The organism is Streptomyces sp. NPDC013187, from assembly GCF_042899705.1.
In the GTDB taxonomy this organism is placed as follows: Bacteria; Actinomycetota; Actinomycetes; order Streptomycetales; family Streptomycetaceae; genus Streptomyces; species Streptomyces hawaiiensis_A.
The window spans coordinates 245,994-267,279 of the sequence record NZ_JBIBAF010000008.1 but is presented as its reverse complement, the minus strand read 5'-3'; the positions used below and the strand labels follow the sequence as shown (position 1 = coordinate 267,279).

Here is a 21,286-nt window from a genome sequence, read left to right as displayed (position 1 = left end):
CCGGCCCCGGCCCGCCACGGCGACGTTTAGCGTCCTCCCCCAGGTGCCCGGCTCCCCACCGCCGCCCGGGCCAGGGGCGGCAGTCGGACACCACCGCCGAAAAGGTCCGGCGGCGGGCCGCTCCCCCTGTGCGGGCCGCCGCCGGATGCGCAGGCCGCTCGTCCGCTCCCCCTGCGGCCGCACGCATCCCTCGGCGGTCGAGGAAAGGACGTGGCCTCCGAGTGGCAGAGCACCGCAAGCCCCGACAGCGCGCAATGGGTGGCGGCAAGGCCCGTACGGCCGCCACGATCGCCCTCGCAGGCGCGGCGACGGCGACGGGCTTCGACGGGACCGGACACGCCGAGCCCCAGCTCACCCCCGGCCAGGTCAAGGCCGAGGTGGACCGGCTGTACCAGCAGGCGGAGGCCGCCACCGAGAAGTACAACGGCGCGAAGGAGAAGGCCGACGCGGCCGGGCAGCGGCTGAAGGACCTCCAGGACCAGGCGGCCCGTAAGGAGGAGCGACTCAACTCCGCCCGAGACGCCCTGGGTTCGGTCGCCGCCGCGCAGTACCGCGCCGGCGGTCTCGACCCGGCGGTGCAGCTCGCCCTGTCCGACGATCCCGACCGGTACCTCGAGAACGCCGAGTTCGTCGAGCGGGCCGGCAACCGGCAGAACGCCGCCGTCGCGAGCGTGCGCAAGCAGCTCCGGGAGATCGAGCAGCTGCGCGGGGCCGCCCACATCGAGCTGACCTCCCTGAAGTCACGGCAGACGGAGCTGAAACGGCACAAGAAGACGATCACCGGCAAGCTGGGCTCGGCACGGCGGCTGCTGTCCCGGCTCGACGCGCAGGAACGTTCCCGGCTGGGCGTATCGCAGGACCGCGCCTCGCGCACGGCGGGCGTCCGGGACACTCTCGCGGGCCCCGGCTCCGCCTCGTCCCAGGCGCCCAATTCCCGTGCGGCCGCAGCCGTCTCCTACGCCCACCAGAAGCTCGGCAGCCCCTACGTCTGGGGCGCCACCGGCCCGGACGCCTTCGACTGCTCGGGCCTCGTCCAGGCCGCCTACCGCGCCGCGGGCGTCTCACTGCCCCGTACGACGTACTCCCAGATCGCCGCCGGCCGCCGCGTCTCCCGCTCCGAACTCCTCCCCGGCGACTTGGTCTTCTTCTACGCCGGCATCAGCCATGTCGGCATCTACGTGGGCAACGGCATGATGATCCACGCCCCCAACCCGTCCGCGCCGGTCCGCGTCGCACCACTGGACGAGATGCCTTTCGCGGGGGCGACGCGGGTGGTGTGAGCGGGCACGTGGGTGGTGTCCACGGGGAGGCGGGTGGTGTCCCACGGGCAGGCGGTGGTGTGAGCGGGCGGGAGCGGGCCGGACGCGCGGTCCGGCCCTGCCTCACACCAGCCGTCGCGCCGTCGCCCAGCGGGTCAGCTCGTGCCGGTTGGAGAGCTGGAGCTTGCGCAGGACCGCCGAGACGTGGGACTCGACCGTCTTCACGGAGATGAAGAGCTGTTTGGCGATCTCCTTGTACGCGTAGCCCCGCGCGATGAGCCGCAGCACCTCGCGCTCGCGCTGGGTCAGGCGGTCCAGGTCCTCGTCGACCGGCGGTGCGTCCGTGGAGGCGAAGGCGTCCAGGACGAACCCGGCCAGCCGAGGGGAGAACACCGCGTCGCCCTCCTGGACTCGGAAGATCGAGTTCACCAGGTCCGTGCCGGTGATCGTCTTGGTGACGTAGCCGCGGGCCCCACCACGGATCACACCGATGACGTCCTCCGCCGCGTCCGACACGGACAGCGCGAGGAAGCGGACCGGCTGCTCGGTGTCGCCCATCAACGGGGCGCAGCGGCGCAGCACTTCGACGCCGCCCCCGCCCGGCAGGTGCACGTCGAGGAGGACCACCTCGGGGCGGGTCGCGGTGATGACCGTGACGGCCTGGTCGACGTCCGCGGCCTCACCGACGACCTCGACGCCGGTCTGCGCGGTCTGCCCGATCTCCGCCTGGACGCCGGTGCGGAACATGCGGTGGTCGTCGACGAGGACCACGCGCACATGACGCCCCGGCCCGCCGCCCTCGTCTGCGGGCTGCGCCGCCTCCGCCGATCCCGCCGTACCGTTCGCCTCGGTCGGGTCGCTCATGACGTCTTCTCCGCCCTCTCCATCTCCAGCTCGACCTCCGTGCCGCCGTCCGGCACCGCGCGCAACCGCGCCGTGCCGCCGTTGCGCTCCATGCGGCCGATGATCGATTCTCTGACACCCATCCGGTCGGCGGGTATCGAATCGAGGTCGAAGCCGGGGCCGCGGTCCCGGACGGACACGAAGACCGTCTTCCCCTCGACCTCGGCGAAGACCTGCACGGCGCCGCCCTCGCCACCGTACTTGGCGGCGTTCACCATTGCTTCCCGCGCGGCCTGCATCTGTGCGGCGATCCCCTCGTCGAGCGGGCAGTCACCCACGACCACGACCTCGATGGGCACGCCGTGCTTGTCCTCCACCTCGGCCGCGTTGCGCCGGACGGCGTCGGCGAGGGTGGTGGGCTCGTCGGCCTCGTCCTTGCCGGTGCCTTCGGGCTTGTAGAGCCAGGTGCGCAGGTCGCGTTCCTGGGCCCGGGCCAGGCGGCGGACCTCGGCGGCGTTCTCCGCGTTGCGCTGTATCAGGGTCAGGGTGTGCAGCACCGAGTCGTGCACATGGGCGGCGACCTCCGCGCGCTCCTGGGCGCGGATACGCATCAGGCGTTCCTCGGAGAGGTCCTGGGTCATGCGCACCAGATACGGCCCGGCGAGCAGCGTTATCCCGACGAGGACCGCGAGGGCCGCCTGCAGAACGGAACCGAGGTGTGCCGCGGAGCCCTGCAGGACGAAGATGCCGGAGACGCCGGCCGTCACCAGCAGCACTCCGCCCACCGAGCGCAGCAGCGTGACCGTGCGCCGGCGGCGCCCGACCTCGGCCCAGCGGGCCCGGCGGGCGTTGTCCGCCTGCCGCCAGACCAGGGCGACGCCCGCGCCGACGAGCACGGTCGGCCAGAGGTAGGCCCGGGCCCCACCGCTGAGGTTCACGTTGCCCACGAAGACCATGGCCACCACGACCATGAGGAGCAGGGCCACGATCTGGCCCTTGTCGGGCCTGCGCGCGACGCGTCTGCGGCGGCCGTCGGGCGATGTCTCCGCGGTCACCGGCGACGGCGGCTTCTGCGCCTCGACCCCGCCGACACCGAGCGGGACGAAGAACCAGAACGCGGCGTACAGCAGCGCGCCGAGGCCGTCGGCCATGAACAGGCCGACGAAGACGAGCCGTACCCAGATCACGGGCAGCCCGAGATGCCCGGCGAGGCCTCGCGCCACGCCCCCGAGCCAGCGTCCGTCACTGCTGCGGTAGAGCTTGCGCGGCGGCCGCGGTTCGGCGAGTGGCGCTGCTGCGGCTTCCGACATGCCATTGATGGTCACACGTGCGGGAGGCGGGAGCATCAGGGTCGGCCCCTGAGGCTCCCCTAATCTCCGCGGACCGCCCCTCGAACGCTTCCCGAGCCGCCTCTCAGGGCCGATATCAGGGTCCTGCCAGGGTCGTTCCGACTCCCGCCGGGGCGCCGCGCCCGTCACCATGGACCCATGACCGATCACGAGCACGCCGCGACGGGTCCGGGACCCGGCTCCGGCCCGCGCCCCACCCCGGGCGCAGGGCCGCGGGATGCCGCGTCCGCCGCGGGCTCCGTACCCGGGCGCGCGGGCGCGGCAGGACAGGAAGGAGCACCCGGCACGGCCGCCCCCGCCGAGGAAGCCGTCCCGGCCGGGCCGCCCCACGCGTTCCGCCGCGACCGCCGTCACAAGACTTTGGCCGGCGTCTGCGCCGGGCTCGGGCGGCAGTGCGACATGGACCCGGTGATCTTCCGCATCACCCTCGCCGTGCTCTCCGCCACGGGCGGCCTCGGTCTCATCTTCTACGGCTTCGCCTGGCTCTTCGTCCCCTACGACGACGAGGAGAACGAGGTCCGCAAGCTGCTCACCGGCCGCGTCGACGGCCAGGCCCTGGCGGCCGTGCTGTTCGCGCTGGTCGGCTGCGGGGTGTTCCTGACCATGCTGAACAACGGCGGGGTGCTGACCTTCGCCGTCGTCCTGTCCCTCGTCCTCGCGGGTGCCGGCTACTGGTCGCGCCAGCGCGGCGCCCCCGGCCCCGATCCCCTGGCCGCCCAGGCCGTCGCCGACGCCCCGCCGGAGCCCCAGGCGCCGCCGGTGTTCCTCACCACCCCCTCCTGGTGGCGCGACGCGATCGTCAAGGACGGCACCCACATCGGCGGCACGGGCTACCTGTGGGGCCCGCGCGACACCCGCGACCTGGATGCCGCCGCGGCCGTCAACATCGGCCTCGGCATCCGGCCGCGCGCCCGTGGGGAGAGACCCGCCGAGCACCCCCGGCCGCCCCGGCCTCGCGGCCCCCGCTGGATCGGCGGCTGGATCTTCCTCCTGGCCCTGCTCGCCGGAGCTCTGGGCACCAGCCTCACCTGGGACGGACATCCGCTCGGCACCAGCCTGCAGACGGGCCTGTCCTGTGCGCTCGCCGTTCTCGGCCTGGGCATAGCCGTCAGCGCCTTCCTGGGCCGGACCGGTGCGGGATCGATCTTCCTGGCGATCATCACGGCCGGTCTGCTGGCCGGCGCGGCGGCTCTGCCCAAGAGCGTCGACACGCACTGGGTGCGCACGACCTGGCAGCCCGCCACCGTGGCGGACGTACGCCAGCGCTACGACCTGGGCACCGGCGTCGGCACCCTGGACCTCGGCAGGCTGGACGTGTCCGGGAAGCAGACGATCACGACGCGGGCGGAGGTCGGCATGGGCAAGGTCAGGGTGCTGGTGCCCGACGACGTGACAGTGCGGCTGGATGTGGAGGTGGGGGTCGGTGACCTCCAGTTGCCGGGTGACGACCCGAAGGACGTGGACGTGCAGCCGGGACGGCACAAGGAGATCACCCTCTCCCCCGCCGGGGGTGTCGAGAGCTCCGGCACCATCGACCTGGACCTCCGGGTCGGCATGGGACAGGCGGAGGTGACCCGTGCTGCGTCATGAACTCCAACCCGGGAAGCTGGTCGCCGGCACCGTCCTCGTGGTGGCGGGCGTCCTCTACGCCGGTGACGCGGGCGGCGCCTGGCAGACCCCGTGGTTCGTGGCGATCCCCCTCGTCACGGGCGGGCTGTGCCTGGCGGGCGTGGTGGCGCTCCTGACGGGCCTCGCGCGCCGGCGCCGGTAGGTAGGCCGTTCGGGCGCGGACCCGGCCTGACGGTGAGCGGCCCCTACCGGTAGTCGCCGCTGCGTTGCCGTCGTCGCGACCGCAGCGCGGCGTCGAGGGACAGCAGGGGCGCGCCCGCCAGGATCACCGGGGTCCAGGCCATGAGGTAGGCGAGGTCGTTGCCGTAGTAGTACGGGTCGGAGGCCCAGCTCACGGTCAGCCAGAGGCTGAGGGAGATCAGCGCACCGCCGAGTGCGGCCAGACGGGCGAGCAGGCCGAGCAGGGTGCCGATACCGACGGCGAGTTCTCCGAAGGCGATGGCGTAGCCGAATCCGACGGGGCTCTTCAGGGAGAGGTCGACCAGGGCGGGAATGGCGGAGGAGTCGCGTACGGCACGCATCATGTCGCCGATCGACCCGGAACCGGAGTCCCTCATGAAGGCGCTGTCGGTGAGTTTGTCCAGGCCGGCGTAGATGAAAGTGACGCCGAGGAAGAGGCGCAGCGGCAGCAGGGCGTAGCGGGTGGCGTTGTCCCGCCAGCCTCCCCCATGGCCGAAGCGGGGGGTGTGCGTGTCCGTTCGCATACTGTGAGTCATCGCCGCTAGCCGCCTCTGTCCGCCGGTGCCGAGACCCCCTCAACAGACGATACGTACGGCGAACGGACCGCGCTCAATCATGGGCGAACTGTTCAGGCCGTCATCGTGGGCGGACTGCTCAGGCCGTCCTCGTGGGCGAACTGCTCAGGCCGTCATCGTGGGCGGACTGCTCAGGCCGTCCTGCCAGGGCGGGGTGCCGCAGGGGCGCGGGCGCCGGCACTCACTCCGTCACGTCGACCGCGTACCGGTTCGTCTCCACCCCCGCCGCGGTGACGACCTGCACCTCCACCCGTCCCGGTTCCACGTCCGCCGGCACCGGCACGGTCAGCAGCGTGTCCGTGGGGTTGCGAAACCCGCCGGGCACCGGCACCAACGGCACGTGGACGTGCACCGCACCCACGCGCACGACCATCCGGGCCAGCCGATCGGCTCCCTGCGCCCCCGGCGGCACGAACCCCGCGCCCCGGATCTCGATGTCGTCCCCGGTGCGGATCGGCCCGTCCAGGTCACCGGCCTCCCGGGACCGGACCACGGAGAGGATGACCGGCCGGCCGCCCTCCGCGTACTTGCCGGCCAGATACGTCGCGCCCGACACCAGCATCACCACGGCCAGCCCCCACGGCAGATCCGGCAACTGCTCCGGGTGCCTGGCCAGCCGTACCGCCGCGAAGACCAGAGCGACCGCGCTGATCGCGACGTACTGGATGTCGGCGAAGGTGCCCCGCCCCGCGTCGTCGGTCAGAAGGTCGGCGGCCCGTGGCCGGTCGGCGCGCACTTTCTGCAGCCGTTGGCCCAGCACCCGCAGCCCGACCACCCGCCGCACGAGCACGGCGATCCCGCAGACCACGGCGAGCACGGTCACGACCCCGGCGCCGCGGGCGAGTTCCAGCCCGGAGAGCAGCGTGTCCCGCTCGCGGTGCCGGGAGGCGGCGGCCAGCCGGCCCGCGAGGACGAGCACGGAGTAGGCCACGAAGAGCACCCACGCCGCGGCGACCGTACGGGAGGTGGACAGCCGGTTGTCCTCACCGATCAGGGGTGCCAGCACCCCGCCCTTCGCCCGGTGGAACCAGGACGCGGCGGTCAGCGACAAGGCCGTCACCAGCGCGGCGGCCAGTCCGGCCGTACGCGCCGCCGTCCAGCCCGCACCGACCGCCGTGAGGGCCTGCCCGAGCAGCAACAGCACCACGGAGGCACCCACCACACCCGCCGTGCGCCGCCACAGGCCGGTCAGCCAGGCCTGCCCCTCGGCCCGGCCCCGCTCCGCGACCTGTTCGGCGGACTGGGCCAGTTCCTCCGAGATCCACTGGCGGGAGGCCGACGCGGAGTGGGCCACCGCGGCCGGCAGTCCGAGCCCTGCGGCGAACTCGTCCCGTCGGCGCAGGAACGCGGCCACGGCCCGCCGATGTCCCTCTCGCGCCCCGTGCGGGCAGTCCCCGCAGGCGCACCCGCCCTGGTGTGCGCCCCCGGACCCGACCGGGGCACCGGCCGGGTAACCCCCGCCACGGCCACCCGAGTACCCCTCGGCACAGGCGCCCGCGTCCGCGCCGCCCTGCCTCGTCTCCCGCACCGCCATGCCCGACGCCCGCCTTCCCGCGACCCAAACCGCCGGCCTTCCGGATGCCGGAAACCCGCTGTACAACTGCCCTGCGACGACTGCGAATTGTGCCCCACACCAACCGGTTCACGTCCGCTCGGTCTGACCAACACGGGTGAAGTTCGGCGCGCCCTGTTGACCCGGCTGGGAGGATTCCCCTATGGCCGGGATCACCGACGTCACGCCGCCTGGGTCTTCGACGAGGGCCCGGGTTCCGGGGGCGCGGTCTAACTCAGCAGGCCCGGCTCGCTCCGGCTGACGTCCTCCCACATCGGCTGGTAGTTGATCCAGGCCACCAGGTCGCCGCCCAGCTGCTCCCGCGTCGCCACCGCCATCCGGTGCTCGATACGGACCGGCCGCCCCGCCGCCTGCGCCGTCAGCTGCACCTGGCAGGAGCGCTCCATCGACACGAACCACCAGGCCGCCGCGTCCACCGAGTCGCCCACGGTCAGCAGCCCGTGGTTGCGCAGTACGAGCGCCTTGCGGGAGCCGAGCACCTCGGCGATGCGCCGCCCCTCCTCGGCGTCGACGGAGACGCCGGTGTACGAGTCGTAGAGGGCGTGGTCCTCGTAGAAGGCGCAGCTCTCCTGGGTGATCGGCTCCAGCAGCTCGCCGAGGGCCGCGAGCGCCCGGCCGTGCACCGAGTGGCAGTGGGCGACGGCGACCACGTCCGGCCGGGCGGCGTGGACCTGGGCGTGCACGGTGAAGGCCGCCTGGTTGACGTGGTAGGCGCCCTCGACGACCTGGCCGTCCTGGTTGGCGAGCACGAGGTCGCTCACGGTGACGTGCCGGAAGGGCATCCCGAACGGGTTGACCCAGAAGCAGTCGGTGAACTCCGGGTCGCGGGCGGTGATGTGCCCGGAGACGCCGTCCTCGAAGCCGAGCCGCCCGAAGATCCTCAGGGCGCCCGCGAGCCGTTCCTTGCGGTGCCTGCGCTCGTCCTCGACCGACTCGTGCATCGGCGGCATGGCGAACCGCAGCCGGTCGGTGGGCAGGGGCAGGGGCGGCGTGGGCCCGTGCATAGGTCCTCCAGCAGTGGTTCTGCGTACGGGCGGAAGTTACCGTCCGTGAGGCCGGGAAGAACAGAAGTGGTTCGTGAAGATGCCACGAGCGCCCCTGTGAGCACCCTGTGCCCATCCGTGTGCCCCCTGGCCCCCACACCCCACGAATAGCCGACAGAGGATGTCGGGATTCGGCGCGACACTCTTCCCATGACAGCGAACTGGGCGGCTTTCGCCGCGGCCGAACCGGGTCTGGCCGACACCGTGGAGAAGCGCTTCGGCGCCTATACGCACCACATCCTCGCCACCCTCCGTAAGGACGGCTCGCCCCGCACCAGCGGCCTGGAAGTGCGGTTCCTGAACGGCGAACTGTGGCTCGGCATGATGCCGGACTCGCTCAAGGCCCTCGACCTGCGCCGCGACCCGCGCTTCGCACTCCAGGCGAACCCCGGGGAGGGCACGGGCATGGGCGGCGGCGACGTCCGGATCAGCGGCCGGGCGATCGAGGTCGACGACGTGGAGACCAAGGCCGGATACGTCGAAGAGGTGGAGCCGCCGGAGCAGTTCCACCTCTTCCGCACCGAGCTGACGGAGGTCGTTCGGACCTACGTGGAGGACGACACGTATCTCGTCGTCCAGGCCTGGACGCCCGGCGCTCCCCTGCGCACGATCAAGCGCACCTAGGCAGGGGGCTCACTCCCACTCGATCGTGCCCGGCGGCTTCGAGGTCACGTCGAGGACCACCCGGTTGACGTCCTTGACCTCGTTGGTGATGCGCGTGGAGATCCGGGCGAGGACCTCGTACGGCAGGCGCGACCAGTCGGCCGTCATGGCGTCCTCGGAAGAGACGGGGCGCAGCACGATGGGGTGGCCGTAGGTGCGGCCGTCGCCCTGGACGCCGACGCTGCGGACGTCGGCGAGCAGGACCACCGGGCACTGCCAGATGTCGCGGTCCAGGCCGGCCGCCGTGAGCTCCTCGCGGGCGATGGCGTCGGCCTCGCGCAGCAGGTCGAGGCGCTCCTTGGTGACCTCGCCGACGATGCGGATGCCGAGGCCGGGGCCGGGGAACGGCTGGCGCTGGACGATCTCCTCCGGCAGGCCGAGCTCCTGGCCGACCATGCGGACCTCGTCCTTGAAGAGCTTGCGCAGCGGCTCGATCAGCTGGAACTCGAGGTCCTCGGGCAGGCCGCCCACGTTGTGGTGGGACTTGATGTTGGCCGTGCCGGTGCCGCCGCCGGACTCGACGACGTCCGGGTAGAGCGTGCCCTGGACGAGGAACTCCACGGCCGGGCCCTGGTCAGCGATGATCTCGGCCTGGGCCTGCTCGAAGACCCGGATGAACTCGCGGCCGATGATCTTCCGCTTCTCCTCGGGGTCGGAGACCCCGGCGAGCGCCTTGAGGAACCGCTCCTCGGCGTCCACGACCTTCAGCTGGACGCCGGTCGCGGCCACGAAGTCCTTCTCGACCTGCTCGGTCTCGCCCTTGCGCATCAGGCCGTGGTCGACGTACACGCAGGTCAGCTGGGAGCCGATGGCCTTCTGGACGAGGGCCGCGGCGACCGCGGAGTCCACTCCGCCGGACAGGCCGCAGATGGCGCGCCGGTCACCGACCTGCTCGCGGATCGCGGCGACCTGCTCCTCGATGACGTTGCCGGTCGTCCAGTTCGGGGTGAGCCCCGCACCCCGGTACAGGAAGTGCTCCAGCACCTGCTGCCCGTGCGTGGAGTGCATCACCTCGGGGTGGTACTGGACGCCGTAGAGCTTCTTCTCGTCGTTCTCGAAGGCGGCGACCGGCACGACGTCCGTGGAGGCCGTGACGGTGAAGCCCTCGGGGGCGGCGGAGCAGGCGTCGCCGTGCGACATCCAGACGGGCTGCTCGGCGGGGGTGCCCTCGAAGAGGGTGGAGGACACCTTGGAGACGTGCAGGTCGGTGCGGCCGTACTCGCGGGCGCCGGTGTTGTCGACGGTGCCGCCGAGTGCGCTCGCCATCAGCTGGAAGCCGTAACACATGCCGAAGACGGGGACGTCGGCCTCGAAGATCTCGCGGTCCAGGCTGGGCGCGCCCTCCGCGTAGACCGACGAGGGGCCGCCGGAGAGGATGATCGCCGCGGGGTTCTTGGCGAGGATCTCCTGGACCGGCATGGTGCTCGGCACGATCTCGCTGTAGACCCGCGCCTCGCGGACACGACGGGCGATGAGCTGGGCGTACTGCGCGCCGAAGTCGACGACCAGAACGGTGTCGGCGGCGTTGGCAGCGGGAGTCGCTGATGACACGGGGTGCCTTCCGGCGGTGGGGCGGGGGTCTTGTGCCACCCGATTCTACCGGGGGGCCGCCGGGCTCTTTCCGTGTGCTGGACGAGCTCCCCGTCTCAGGATGCGAACCGGCTTGGACCGCCCTCGTAGGCGGTGCATACTGGCCCCATGTTCAAGCACCAGACGTTCGTCTTTACCTATGGCATCCGGCCCGCCGGACGCCATGGTCGTGCTGCTTGAGCAACTGACAAGCGACTTCCCAGGCGCCCCGGGCCGACAAGGCCCGGGGCGCCTGTTCGTCGTCCGGGCCGTGCCGCCCCGGGGCAGCCTCCCGACGACGAGGAGCTTCCTATGACCGCCATCGACGTGACCGGCGCCCGCACCCCCGAGGCCGCCGACGTGATCACCGGCGCGCGCGAGCGGATCGACGCGCTCGACGACCGGATCATCGGCCTGATCCAGGAACGGGTGGCCGTCTCCGCCGTCATCCAGGAGGCACGGATCGCCTCCGGCGGCCGGCGTGTGAACCTCTCCCGCGAGATGGACGTCCTCGGCCACTACAGGGAGGCGCTGGGCAAGCCGGGCACCGCGCTCGCGATGACCCTGCTGGAGCTGTGCCGCGGCAAGATCTGAAGCCCCACCGGAGGGGCCGGGCCCCTGTTCCCGGGACAGACGTACGCATCCTTCTCACCCGTACGGCGCGTGACCGCCCCCGCACCACGTCGTTGGTCCCGGTGTCCGTGCCAGCCAGGGGCGGGCCCGAAAGAACCACGCGTGGCTCACTGGGGCGATGAGACGCACGGATCGTGCCGTGCGTCGTGGGACCTCGCCCCAGGGAAGTGACCGGACGGCAGGGGACAGCAGCCCGGTCACCCATGAGAACGGTCGGCTCCGGGGACGCCCGGGGCCGACCGGCGGACCTTGCATAAATGCACAAGTCTGGGTCAAACGGTTGCGGGCGCCGCGTTCATCCAGCACGATGCGTACACAGTCCAAGTCCCCCCGCGGACACCCGCATTCCCCCCTGCCAGAGGTACGGACCAGCGGCGCAACCCCCCGGCGCCGCTTCCAGGCACCGGCGCTGCCCTGACGTCGGTGCTGACGAGAAGAAGGGCCCCGCGGCTCCACCCCGCGGGGCCCTTCGCTCTGCGTCGGCATCGCCCGGCGGAGCGTCAGGTGCGGGTCACCGTCCCGCAGTCGCCGCCGTCGCCGCGTTCGAGCTCCCTGCTCCGGTCGTACGGGTCCGTCGCCGGGCCGCTAGGGTCCGGGCCCGCGGACCGGCTCGACGAGAACTCCGGGTGCAGGTAGCCGTCGTTGACGAAGCAGGAGGAGTTGCCTATCTCCTGGTCGTAGTTCATGAGGAGCAGGCGGCCGGGGGTGACCTCGTAGCGGCCGGGGTCGGCGAGTTCGACGTCGAGGACCCGGCGCACGATGGTGCGGGCGACCTCGGTGGGGCCGTCCGCCCGGACGACGGGGTAGACGAAGGTGTAGTCGGCGCGCACGGCCACACCCCCCTGCGTGCCCTTCTTGAACGTCATGCGCCCCCGGGTCTTGATCACGTCACCGGCCGGCCGCACCTCGTCGGGGTCGAAGCGGCTGAACAGCGTCACCGGGTCGTGCTTCTCGCTCGGGGAGCGCAGGCCGGTGTCGAGATCGTCGAGGAGCTCGGGCTGCTTGGGGTCGAGCACGGAGAGCGCGGCCGTCGGGCGGGCCCCGCGTACGGTCTTCGGATCGAGGTTGGCGCCCACCAGCAGCTTCTTCGTCAGTCGCAGCGCCTCTTCCACCCGGCTCTCGGAGACCGCGCCGACGGCCTTCGCCTCGGGCAGGACGATGCCGGCTTCGCCGTCCGCCCAGCGCTCGGCAGGGGAGCCGGCGAAGGGGCGGTCCAGGGTGGGGGTTTCGGGGTCCGACGCACCCGGAGCGGCGGTGGGAGCCGCCGTCTCGTCGGGCAGCGGTGAGGCCTCCGCGGCCCCGGACTCCCCGGTGCCGAAGGGGTCGCCGGGCAGCAGCGACGGCTTGAGGGCCACGAGCGCCACGGCGGCGGCGAGGGGGACGCCGATGAAGGCCCACAGCCTGCGGCGCCGGGCGGCACGCCCGTTCATCTCCTGCCAAGCGGGGCCGGTGCGCCACCCGGGCGGCGACTCGCCCCGCGCGTCCTGCTCACGCAGCCGCTCGGTCACCATGCGCGCTCGTGCGGACGGCTCCTTCGGGGCGGAGGAACGGATGTCCCGCTCGGTGTCGCGGGTGAACTGCTCCCAGACGTCGTCGGGGATCTCCGAGGCCGACGGCTGATCGTCGGACGGCTTTTCAGACACGAAGCCAAGATCTAAGCGCGCGGAAAGCGCCTTCACAAGCCTTCACCAGAAGGTCTCCTGTGTGACTCAGCCCACATAAGAATTCTGTGAATGCCAGCACAACCATTCACAGGTTTCACGGATCAAACCTGCCGAACCAAGGGCCACTCCCGCGCCCCACACGCGGAGGCCTCCCCCAACGTTCGTGCCGCATCCCGCGGCACGCCGGACTTTCCGAGGTCTTCATGAAGCTTCGCCGCGCCATGGCAGCAGCGGCCGCTACGGCGGTCATAGCCCCGGTGGCACTGCTCGCGGCACCGGCCGCGTACGCGACCGACGAGACGACCCCGACTCCGAGCGCGTCGGTGAGCGAGTCCGCTCCCGAGACGTCGCCCTCGCCGTCGGTGACCGAGTCCACCCCCGCCGAGACGACGCCGACGCCGAGCGCCTCCGTGAGCGAGTCCGCTCCCGAGACGTCGCCCTCGCCGAGCGCGTCCGCGAGCGAGTCCTCCCCGGCGCCGAGCGCCTCCGAGCCGGAGGAGTCGGAGTCTCCGGACCCCGAGCCCTCGATCTGCGAGGACACCAAGGTCGACGTCAGCATCTCCGGCCTGCCCGGCAAGATCGCGGCGGGCAGCGGCTGGCACAAGTTCTCGCTGAACGTGCTGAACAACTCCGACTCCACGCTGAACGACCTCGACTTCTTCGCCGGGGCCTCCCCCGACAAGAACGGCGAGGAGCTGTTCTCCAGCAAGCAGGTCCAGCTCCAGGCCTGGGACCCCCAGGACAAGATCTGGGTCGACCTGAACGAGGGCGGCTACGCGGTCGGTTACGTCGGCTACACCGACGAGCTGAAGCCCGAGTACGAGGTCAACATCCCGCTGCGCCTCAACGTCAGCAAGTCCGCCCCGGTCGGCGCCGGCTTCTCGCTCGGCGCGACGATCTACGGCGACAACGACGCCGAGTGCACCGGCTTCGGTGACGTCTCGTACAAGTTCCAGATCGTCTCCTCCGGTACGGACACCGGCGGCACCAAGCCGCAGGAAGGCGGCAAGGCGCCCGTCACCGACGAGAAGCCGAGCGGCAACACGCCGGAGGTCACCGGCAGCCTCGCCGAGACCGGCTCCAGCTCCGCCCTGCCGATGATCAGCCTGGTCGGCGGTGCCGCGGTCGTCGCCGGTGCCGGCGCGATCTTCGTCGTCCGTCGCCGCAAGGCCGGCGCGCAGGCGTAAGCCACAGCGGCCGGCACAGGCCGCAGCACCAAGCAGAAGAGGGACCTGCGCTCGGAGGGGGGTGCAGGTCCCTCTTCTGTGTCCGGCTGGCGCGAGCTCTGCCCGTTCGGCTTGGCCGTTCAGCTCGGCCGCTGGCTCTGCCGCCCAGCTTGACCGTTCCTCTCCGCTCGGCTTGGCCGTTCAGCTCTCCGCTCGGCTTGGCCGTTCAGCTCTCCGCTCGGCTTGGCCGTTCAGCTCGGCCGCCCAGCTTGCCCGCTAGCTCTGCCGTTCAGTTTTCGCCGGAACCGTCGGCATGCCGAGGAACGGCAGCCGCAGCGCGCCGAACGCCTCCGCCGGGACCGCCGGGGACTTCGGCTCGACCGGCTGGAGCCGCTCGTAGGCCGTGCCCTGCTTCGGGCGCGGGTCGGGCTCGCCCTTGTTGGGCCAGTAGGACATCGCCCGCTCGGCCTGGGCGGTGATGGTGAGCGAGGGGTTGACGCCCAGGTTGGCGGAGACCGCGGCGCCGTCGACGACGGAGATGCCGGGGTGACCGTAGAGGCGGTGGTACGGGTCGATCACGCCGGACTCGCGGGAGTCGCCGATCGGGCAGCCGCCCAGGAAGTGGGCCGTGAGCGGGGTGCCCATCAGTTCGCCGACGTTGGAGCCCGCGAAGCCGTTGATCTCGGCGGCGAGGGCCGAGGCGCTCTCGGTCGCGGCCTTGATCTGCTTGGGGTTGGGGGCGCCGTGGCCCTGCCGGGCGGTGAGCAGCCCGCGGCCGACACCCGACGGTTTCACGTACGTCGTCAGGGAGTTGTCCAGCGACTGCATCACCAGGCCGATGATGGTCCGCTCCGACCAGCGGCGGTTCGACAGGGAGCGCAGCACCAGGAGCGGGTGCTTCGCGGCGTTGGCGAGGAAGCCCAGGACCCGCGAGGCGCCCGAGTTCGTCCCGGCGTAGGGGACCTGGAGGATGGACAGGCCGCCCATCGAGTTGGATCCCTTGCCGTAGCGGACCGGCTCGATGTGGGTGTTCGCGTCCGGGTGGATGGAGGACGTAATGGCCACGCCCCGAGTGAAGTCGGCCTTGGGCTCGCCGTGTGCCTTGCGGTAGCGCCGGTCGTCGGTCTGGGCGCCGACCAGGGCCTCGGAGTTGGTGCGGGTCAGCTCGCCCAGCCGATCCGAGAGGTACGGCAGTTGGCCGCCCGCCTTCATGCGGTGCAGCAGGGTCTGGGTGCCGTAGGTGCCGGCGGCGAGGACGACCCGGCGGGCCGTGAAGGTGCGGCCCTTCTTCCTGCCGCGGTCGTCGGTGGGCAGGGTGGCCACCGCGTAGCCGCCGCGCGAGTCGTCGGTGACCGAGACGACCGTCGTCATGGGGTGGACGACGGCCCCGGCCTTCTCGGCGAGGTGCAGGTAGTTCTCGTTGAGGGTGTTCTTCGCGCCGTGCCGGCAGCCGGTCATGCACTCGCCGCACTCGGCGCACGCTCTTCGAGCCGGTCCCGCCCCGCCGAAGTACGGGTCGGGCACCTCCTGGCCCGGCTTCGCCCTCACCGTGCCGTCGGCGTCCTCGCCGTCACCGAAGAAGACGCCGACCGGGGCGAGGTGGAAGGAGTCGCCGCAGCCCATGCGCTCCGCGGCGGCCTTCAGGTGCACGTCGGAGGGCGTCATGGTCGGGTTGAGCCGTACGCCCAGCATGCGCCGGGCCTGGTCGTAGTACGGCGCCAGCTCGTCCTGCCAGTCGGTGATGTCACGCCACTGGGGGTCCTCGAAGAACGGCTTCGGCGGGACGTAGAGGGTGTTGGCGTAGTTGAGGGAGCCGCCGCCGACACCCGCGCCGGCCAGGACCATGACGTTGCCCAGCAGATGGATGCGCTGGATGCCGTACATGCCGAGCTTCGGGGCCCAGAGGTAGTTCTTGAGGTCCCAGGAGTTCTTGGGAAGGGATTCGCGGGTGAAGCGGCGGCCGGCTTCCAGGACGCCGACCGTGTAGCCCTTTTCCGTGAGGCGCAGGGCGGTCACCGAGCCGCCGAAGCCGGAGCCGACCACGATGACGTCGTAGTCGTAAGCGTCCTTTGGCACGTGCCGTCTCCTCTTTGAGTGTGCAGTGCGGGTGCTCTGTGGTTCCTCGCGCAGTTCCCCGCGCCCCTAAGACATCACCGGAAGCGGAATGCCTTCATCAGGCGGAGGCTGCGGCTCATGAACTGGGCGTACTTCTCGTCGTCCATGCCCAGGGACGGGGCCATCGGGAGCACCCGCTGGTGGGCGACCGTCTGGGCCTCGGTGTACTTGAGGATGCCCTCGGAGCCGTGGCGGCGGCCGAGGCCCGAGTCCTTCATCCCGCCCATGGGCGACTGGACGCTGCCGTACGCGGGTGCGTAGCCCTCGTTGATGTTGACCGTGCCGGTGCGCAGACGGGCGGCGACCTCGTGGCCGCGGCGGGCGTTCTTCGTCCACACCGAGGAGTTCAGGCCGTACGCGGTGGCGTTGGCGCGCTCGATCACCTCGTCCTCGCTGCTGAAGCGGTACACCGAGACGACCGGGCCGAAGGTCTCCTCCCCGCAGACGGACATGTCCGTGACGACCCCGTCGAGGATCGTGGGCTCGAAGAAGTACGGGCCGATGTCCGGGCGGGCCACACCGCCCGCGACGACCTTCGCACCCTTGGCGACCGCCTCCTCCACGTGCCGCGTCACCGTCTCCAGCTGGCGCTCGCCGACCAGGGAACCCATGTCGGCGCCGTACGCCAGCGACGTGCCGAGGCGCATCGCCTTCGTCCGGGCGGCGAAGCGCTCCAGGAAGGCGTCCGCGATCGACTCGTGGACGTAGAGCCGCTCGATGGAGATGCAGAGCTGGCCGGCGGAGGAGAAGCAGGCACGGACGGCGCCGGCCGCGGCCTTCTCGATGTCGGCGTCCTCCAGGACCAGCATGGGGTTCTTGCCGCCGAGTTCGAGGGAGACGCCGATCAGCCGGGCGGCGGCACCCTGGGCGACCTCGCGGCCGGTGCGGGTGGAACCGGTGAAGGAGACGTAGTCGGCGTGCCGGACGACCTCGGGGCCGACGACGGGGCCGTCGCCGAGGACGACCTGGAAGACATCGGCGGGCAGACCGGCCTCGATGAGCAGGTCACGGGCCCACAGCGCGGTGAGGCAGGTCTCCGTGTCCGGTTTCATGACGACGGCGTTGCCCGCGGCGAAGGCCGGGAGCGCGTCGCCGACCGACAGCTCCAGCGGGTAGTTCCAGGGGGCGATCTGGCCGACGACACCACGCGGGTGGCGCAGCTCGGTGACCTTGGTGAGGGTCGGCATGGCGCCGGCGTGCCGCTTGGGGCGGAGGTAGGCGGGGGCCTTGCGGCCGTAGTGCCGGGCGGCGACCGCGACGGCCTGGACCTCCTCGTGGGCGTGCAGGCGGGCCTTGCCGGTCTCCAGCTGGATCAGGTCGAGCACCTCGGCCTGGCGCTCCAGCACCAGATCGTGGAAGCGGAGCAGGACGGCGGCGCGCTGCCGTACGGGGGTCTGCGCCCACACGGCCTGGGCGGCACGGGCCAGCTCGAAGGCCCTCGCCACGTCCTCGGGCGTCGACTCGGGGAGGTCGGCCAGCTTCTCACCGGTCAACGGCGTGTGGTTGGCCGTCCGGCCCGAACCGATCACGCCCTTGGTGAGCTGGGCGACCAGCTCGGGCGTGACCACGTCCGCGGCGGTGCGGGCGCCCTCCGGGGCGGGGGCGAGGGGGTTCGTACCGGCCAGTGCCGTGCCGGTCTCTGCCGTCTTCTCGGCGGCCTGCGCGTCCGTCATGAGGCGCAGGGTATGCCGCGACGCAGGCTTTGGGTACCCGTCGGTAATACGGCTTCACCGACTGCACACACGGCGCCAGTGACTGCTGGCAGCAAACGCGCTGATCAGGACGTTGTGCGGTGACGGGTGTGTGTGATTCAGCCTTTTACGATCCCGAGCCGCTCCCGGGCCCCCTCGAACAGCGAGGTGCCCTCCTTCTCCTCCGGTGTGCCCCTGGGCATGTCGACGCGCAGCTCGTACATGCGGTCGTCGCCGGTCCGGACGACCACCCGCATGAGCCGCCTGGAGGTATCGCCCCGACGGTAGGTGGTGTCGGCGAGGGCGGCTTCGTGACCCTGGACGCTGGTGCGGGCGTACCGGGTCTCTCCCCCGGTGCCGTGCGTTCTGGCCTGCTCCATCGGCGCGGCCGGGGCCTTGTCCCAGGCGAGCAGGCGGACCTGGATCGTGCCGGTCCGCGCGTCGCCGTAGAGGACCGTGCGGGGCTGGTCGGCCGCGCCGCCGGTCCGGCCGAGGGGACGGTAGTGGCCGGGGAGGTGGAGGACGGCCGCCATGTCCGGCTCGGCATGCGGGGTCCAGGCGTCGGTCACGTCGGCGGCCTGTCCGGCACTCTCCGCGCTGCTGGTGTCGGCGAGTTGGGTGACGGCCCCTATGCCACCGGCGAGCAGCGCGGAGAGCAGGGCGAGGGGGCCGGGGCGGAGGAGGCTTTGGCGCTTGAGGGGTGAGGGGTCTTGTTGTGCCGGGTCCGCCCCCACCGCCACCTCTGCGGGCACCGGGCCGGAATCCGCGACCGGCGGAGTGAGCGGGCCGGAGTCTGCGGCAGACGCCGGAGTGAGTGGCACGGCAGACGCCGAGCTGAGCGGGGCGGCAGGGGCCGGAGTGAGTGGCACGGCAGGTGCCGAGCTGAGCGGGGCGGCAGGGGCCGGAGTGAGCGGCACGGCAGGGGCCGAGCTGAGCGGGGCGGCAGGCGCTGGTGTGGGCTGTCGTGCGGCCTGGTCGGTGGGGTGCTCTGTGTGCTCGGCCGCCCGGGGTGCCTCGGTCCGTGTGGGTCCGGCCACCGCCTCCAGTTCCTTCGCGACCTCCTCCGCGTCCGGCCGCCGTTCGGGGTCCGGCACCAGCAGTCGGGCGATCAGCGGCCCGAGGGGCCCGGCCCGCGTCGGTTCGGGCGGTTCGGCGGCGAGGACCGCGGCGAGCGTGGCCTGCGGCGTGGTCCGCAGGAACGGGGACGCGCCCTCCACGGCCGCGTACAGCAGCGCGCCCAGGGACCACAGGTCGGATGCGGGCCCCGCCATACGGTCCGACATCCGCTCGGGCGCGACGAACTCCGGCGAACCGGCGAACTCTCCGCTCACCGTGCGGGGATCCTCGCTCTGGCCGTGGCCGATGCCGAAGTCGGTGACGACGACACGCCGGTCCGGACCGAGCAGCACGTTGGCGGGCTTCACGTCCCGGTGCACGATGCCGACGGAGTGCGCGGCGCGCAGGGCACCGAGGACGGCGAGGCCGATCCGGGCGGCTTCGGACACGTCGACCGGGCCGCGCCGGAGCCTGTCGCGCAGGGACTCGCCGTCGACCAACTCCATGACGATCCACGGCAGTCCGTCGAGCGCCTCGGCCGCGTCGAGCTCGTCGGGGCCGACGGGGCCCGGGCGTTCGTCCCGCTGCTCCGGCTCGACGACCACGTCGTGGATGGTGACGGCGGCGGGATGGTCGACGCGCGCGGCGGCCCGGGCCTCGCGGTGGAGCCGGTGGGCCGCCCGCCGGTGGCTCTCGTCCTCCGGGCCGCCCGGCAGCCGGGGTTGTCTGACGGCGACTTCACGCTGCGCGAGTTCGTCGAGGGCCCGCCAGACGGTGCCCGTGCCGCCGGAGCCGAGGCGCTCGATCAGCCGGTACCGCCCGCCGACCGTCCGGCCCCGGGCGTCGTCCGTCCCGCCCCCGTCGTTGCTCATGCCCCATCAGTACCCCGCGGGACGCTTTCTTGTCGACGCGGGTCGTTTCCGGGGGTGTTGGACCAGCGGGATCAGGTCTTGTCGATGTCGAGGTGCGCGACGCCCGCGCTCGCCACCTCAGGTCACCGGTCGGCATGTCGAGGTGGGTCTTCTCCACCCAGGGGGCGGTCCGGCTGCGGCGGTCACCGGGTGGGAGCGGACGTGCCCGGGGAGGCCTGCCGGGTCGCCGGAGTCTTCGGCGTGGCCGGTGCCGTACTCGTCGGCGTGGGACCGACGTCCCCGTCGCTCCCGTCCCTGAGCAGCGCCGCCGCGGACACCCCGGCTCCCGCCATCGCCGCGACCAGCAGCGCCGCGATGAGGGCGCGCCGCGCGGGCTGCCGGAGGAAGGGTTCCTCCGGCCGGTGCGGGACGCGCGGGTTCACCGGCGGCACGGGGGGTTGCCGGACGGCCAGATCCTGCGGTCGTTTCCGCGGTGCGGCCCCCACCGTCGGCGCGTACCCGGGCGGCGGCATCGGCGGCATGCGGCCCGTGTCACGGAAGGCCCGGAGCATCCGCTCCGCCCGGTCCGCGTCCAGCCTCCGGTCCGGATCGCGCTCCAGCAGACCTCGCACGACGGGCAGGAGCGGTCCGGCCTGGGCGGGCGGCTGGATGTCGCCCACGACAACCGCGTGCAGGATGCCGCCCAGCGAGTCGCGGTGGAACGGCGACTCCCCGCTGAGGGCCGCGCACAGCAGCGCGCCCAGCGACCACAGGTCGGACTCGGGCCCGGTCCTGACCCCGGACATCCGCTCGGGCGCGGTGTACTCGGGCGAGCCGACGAAGGCTCCGTTCTCGGTGAGAGTGGGGGTGCCGGCGACCTGGGCGATGCCGAAGTCGGTGAGGACGACGCGATCGGTGCCGGTCTCCAGCAGGACGTTGTCCGGCTTGAGGTCGCGGTGCAGCACCCCGGCCGCGTGCGCGGCGCCCAGCGCGCCGAGCAGGGCGATGCCGATGCGGGCCGCTTCGGCGGCGTCGACCGGGCCCTGGTCTGCGAGCCGGTCGGCGAGCGAGCCGCCCTCGATCAACTCCATGACGATGTAGGGACGTTCGCCGTCCTCGACGACATCGTGGACGACGATGATGTGCGGGTGGCTCAGCTGGGCGACGGCCCGGGCCTCGCGCAGCGTACGGTCCCGCTGCCGGCGTGCCTGCGCAGGTGAGAGCGTCTCGGGGTAGGGGAGCTCCTTGACGGCCACGCTCCGGCCGAGGAGCTGATCGGTCGCCCGCCAGACCACTGCCATGCCACCACGACCGAGCCTTGCCTCCAGGCGATAGCGCCCCGCGACCACACGGAAGTCGGCTCCCTCGGTCCCCATGCGCCCCATCATGCCGCAGACAGCGACGACGCCCACGAAATCCGGTCGCCG

At 72.2% G+C, this 21,286-nt stretch carries 17 protein-coding genes; 6 read left to right on the top strand and 11 right to left on the bottom strand.

Going from position 1 to position 21,286, the window contains the following annotated elements:
- The first annotated feature begins 221 nt into the window (after positions 1-221).
- Complete coding sequence (locus tag ACFY5B_RS19070; protein WP_389970409.1) at positions 222-1,280, top strand: NlpC/P60 family protein; 1,059 nt, start codon at positions 222-224, stop codon at positions 1,278-1,280.
- A 102-nt stretch (positions 1,281-1,382) separates the two neighbouring features.
- Here the strand turns inward: ACFY5B_RS19070 and ACFY5B_RS19065 are convergent, their stop codons facing one another.
- On the bottom strand, positions 1,383-2,123 hold the full coding sequence (locus ACFY5B_RS19065; protein WP_389970406.1) for a LuxR C-terminal-related transcriptional regulator: 741 nt from the start codon (positions 2,121-2,123) through the stop codon (positions 1,383-1,385).
- Positions 2,120-3,412 (bottom strand): PspC domain-containing protein, encoded by a 1,293-nt coding sequence (locus ACFY5B_RS19060; RefSeq protein WP_389970404.1) that lies wholly within the window; start codon positions 3,410-3,412, stop codon positions 2,120-2,122. The genes ACFY5B_RS19065 and ACFY5B_RS19060 overlap by 4 nt, the downstream gene beginning before the upstream one ends.
- A 177-nt stretch (positions 3,413-3,589) precedes the next feature.
- Here ACFY5B_RS19060 and ACFY5B_RS19055 point away from each other — a divergent pair, with 177 nt between their 5' ends.
- Together ACFY5B_RS19055 and ACFY5B_RS19050 are read left to right on the top strand one after the other, a co-directional pair.
- Positions 3,590-5,041 carry a PspC domain-containing protein gene (locus ACFY5B_RS19055; RefSeq protein ID WP_389970401.1) on the top strand — a complete coding sequence of 484 codons (1,452 nt, stop codon included), beginning with the start codon at positions 3,590-3,592 and terminating at the stop codon, positions 5,039-5,041.
- On the top strand, positions 5,028-5,222 hold the full coding sequence (locus tag ACFY5B_RS19050; RefSeq protein WP_389970398.1) for a hypothetical protein: 195 nt from the start codon (positions 5,028-5,030) through the stop codon (positions 5,220-5,222). Before ACFY5B_RS19055 ends, ACFY5B_RS19050 begins: the two co-directional genes overlap by 14 nt.
- A gap of 43 nt (positions 5,223-5,265) precedes the next feature.
- On the opposite strand, the gene ACFY5B_RS19045 is transcribed toward ACFY5B_RS19050, so the two are convergent.
- From ACFY5B_RS19045 to ACFY5B_RS19035, 3 genes are all read right to left on the bottom strand, one after another.
- Positions 5,266-5,796 carry a DoxX family membrane protein gene (locus ACFY5B_RS19045; protein WP_389970396.1) on the bottom strand — a complete coding sequence of 177 codons (531 nt, stop codon included), beginning with the start codon at positions 5,794-5,796 and terminating at the stop codon, positions 5,266-5,268.
- Positions 5,797-6,016: 220 nt separating this feature from the next.
- Positions 6,017-7,369, bottom strand: a complete 1,353-nt coding sequence (locus ACFY5B_RS19040; protein ID WP_389970393.1) for a hypothetical protein — start codon at positions 7,367-7,369, stop codon at positions 6,017-6,019.
- 248 nt (positions 7,370-7,617) lie between these two features.
- On the bottom strand, positions 7,618-8,412 hold the full coding sequence (locus tag ACFY5B_RS19035) for a class II aldolase/adducin family protein (RefSeq protein WP_389970390.1): 795 nt from the start codon (positions 8,410-8,412) through the stop codon (positions 7,618-7,620).
- A gap of 189 nt (positions 8,413-8,601) precedes the next feature.
- Here ACFY5B_RS19035 and ACFY5B_RS19030 point away from each other — a divergent pair, with 189 nt between their 5' ends.
- Positions 8,602-9,075, top strand: a complete 474-nt coding sequence (locus tag ACFY5B_RS19030; RefSeq protein ID WP_389970387.1) for a pyridoxamine 5'-phosphate oxidase family protein — start codon at positions 8,602-8,604, stop codon at positions 9,073-9,075.
- 9 nt (positions 9,076-9,084) lie between these two features.
- Here the strand turns inward: ACFY5B_RS19030 and guaA are convergent, their stop codons facing one another.
- Entirely contained in the window at positions 9,085-10,665 is a 1,581-nt protein-coding gene (guaA, locus tag ACFY5B_RS19025; protein WP_389970384.1) for a glutamine-hydrolyzing GMP synthase, read from the bottom strand.
- 330 nt (positions 10,666-10,995) lie between these two features.
- Between guaA and ACFY5B_RS19020 the strand changes: the two genes are divergently transcribed.
- Positions 10,996-11,277 carry a chorismate mutase gene (locus ACFY5B_RS19020; RefSeq protein WP_104777837.1) on the top strand — a complete coding sequence of 94 codons (282 nt, stop codon included), beginning with the start codon at positions 10,996-10,998 and terminating at the stop codon, positions 11,275-11,277.
- Positions 11,278-11,816: 539 nt separating this feature from the next.
- Here ACFY5B_RS19020 and ACFY5B_RS19015 read toward each other — a convergent pair.
- Positions 11,817-12,959, bottom strand: coding sequence for a hypothetical protein (locus ACFY5B_RS19015; protein WP_389970381.1), 1,143 nt, complete (start codon positions 12,957-12,959; stop codon positions 11,817-11,819).
- A gap of 224 nt (positions 12,960-13,183) precedes the next feature.
- Between ACFY5B_RS19015 and ACFY5B_RS19010 the strand changes: the two genes are divergently transcribed.
- Positions 13,184-14,167: an LAETG motif-containing sortase-dependent surface protein gene (locus ACFY5B_RS19010; RefSeq protein ID WP_389970379.1), complete on the top strand. Its 984-nt coding sequence runs from the start codon at positions 13,184-13,186 to the stop codon at positions 14,165-14,167.
- A 255-nt stretch (positions 14,168-14,422) separates the two neighbouring features.
- Here ACFY5B_RS19010 and ACFY5B_RS19005 read toward each other — a convergent pair whose 3' ends face one another.
- The 4 genes from ACFY5B_RS19005 to ACFY5B_RS18990 all read right to left on the bottom strand — a co-directional run bounded on the left by ACFY5B_RS19005 (position 14,423) and on the right by ACFY5B_RS18990 (position 21,235).
- Positions 14,423-16,222 carry a GMC family oxidoreductase N-terminal domain-containing protein gene (locus tag ACFY5B_RS19005; protein WP_389970376.1) on the bottom strand — a complete coding sequence of 600 codons (1,800 nt, stop codon included), beginning with the start codon at positions 16,220-16,222 and terminating at the stop codon, positions 14,423-14,425.
- 74 nt (positions 16,223-16,296) lie between these two features.
- Complete coding sequence (locus ACFY5B_RS19000) at positions 16,297-17,934, bottom strand: succinic semialdehyde dehydrogenase (RefSeq protein ID WP_389970374.1); 1,638 nt, start codon at positions 17,932-17,934, stop codon at positions 16,297-16,299.
- Between the two features lie 137 nt (positions 17,935-18,071).
- Positions 18,072-19,880 (bottom strand): protein kinase, encoded by a 1,809-nt coding sequence (locus ACFY5B_RS18995; protein WP_389970371.1) that lies wholly within the window; start codon positions 19,878-19,880, stop codon positions 18,072-18,074.
- Between the two features lie 182 nt (positions 19,881-20,062).
- Positions 20,063-21,235 carry a serine/threonine-protein kinase gene (locus ACFY5B_RS18990; RefSeq protein WP_389970368.1) on the bottom strand — a complete coding sequence of 391 codons (1,173 nt, stop codon included), beginning with the start codon at positions 21,233-21,235 and terminating at the stop codon, positions 20,063-20,065.
- Between the last annotated feature and the right edge of the window lie 51 nt (positions 21,236-21,286).

Coding starts and splice junctions, on each gene's coding strand:
- ACFY5B_RS19030 (WP_389970387.1), top strand. CDS start 8,602: ATGACAGCGAACTGGGCGGCTTTCGCCGCGGCCGAACCGGGTCTGGCC.
- ACFY5B_RS19040 (WP_389970393.1), bottom strand. CDS start 7,369: ATGGCGGTGCGGGAGACGAGGCAGGGCGGCGCGGACGCGGGCGCCTGT.
- ACFY5B_RS19020 (WP_104777837.1), top strand. CDS start 10,996: ATGACCGCCATCGACGTGACCGGCGCCCGCACCCCCGAGGCCGCCGAC.
- ACFY5B_RS18995 (WP_389970371.1), bottom strand. CDS start 19,880: ATGAGCAACGACGGGGGCGGGACGGACGACGCCCGGGGCCGGACGGTC.
- ACFY5B_RS18990 (WP_389970368.1), bottom strand. CDS start 21,235: ATGGGGACCGAGGGAGCCGACTTCCGTGTGGTCGCGGGGCGCTATCGC.
- ACFY5B_RS19060 (WP_389970404.1), bottom strand. CDS start 3,412: ATGTCGGAAGCCGCAGCAGCGCCACTCGCCGAACCGCGGCCGCCGCGC.
- ACFY5B_RS19035 (WP_389970390.1), bottom strand. CDS start 8,412: ATGCACGGGCCCACGCCGCCCCTGCCCCTGCCCACCGACCGGCTGCGG.
- ACFY5B_RS19010 (WP_389970379.1), top strand. CDS start 13,184: ATGAAGCTTCGCCGCGCCATGGCAGCAGCGGCCGCTACGGCGGTCATA.
- ACFY5B_RS19065 (WP_389970406.1), bottom strand. CDS start 2,123: ATGAGCGACCCGACCGAGGCGAACGGTACGGCGGGATCGGCGGAGGCG.
- ACFY5B_RS19055 (WP_389970401.1), top strand. CDS start 3,590: ATGACCGATCACGAGCACGCCGCGACGGGTCCGGGACCCGGCTCCGGC.
- ACFY5B_RS19045 (WP_389970396.1), bottom strand. CDS start 5,796: ATGACTCACAGTATGCGAACGGACACGCACACCCCCCGCTTCGGCCAT.
- ACFY5B_RS19000 (WP_389970374.1), bottom strand. CDS start 17,934: ATGACGGACGCGCAGGCCGCCGAGAAGACGGCAGAGACCGGCACGGCA.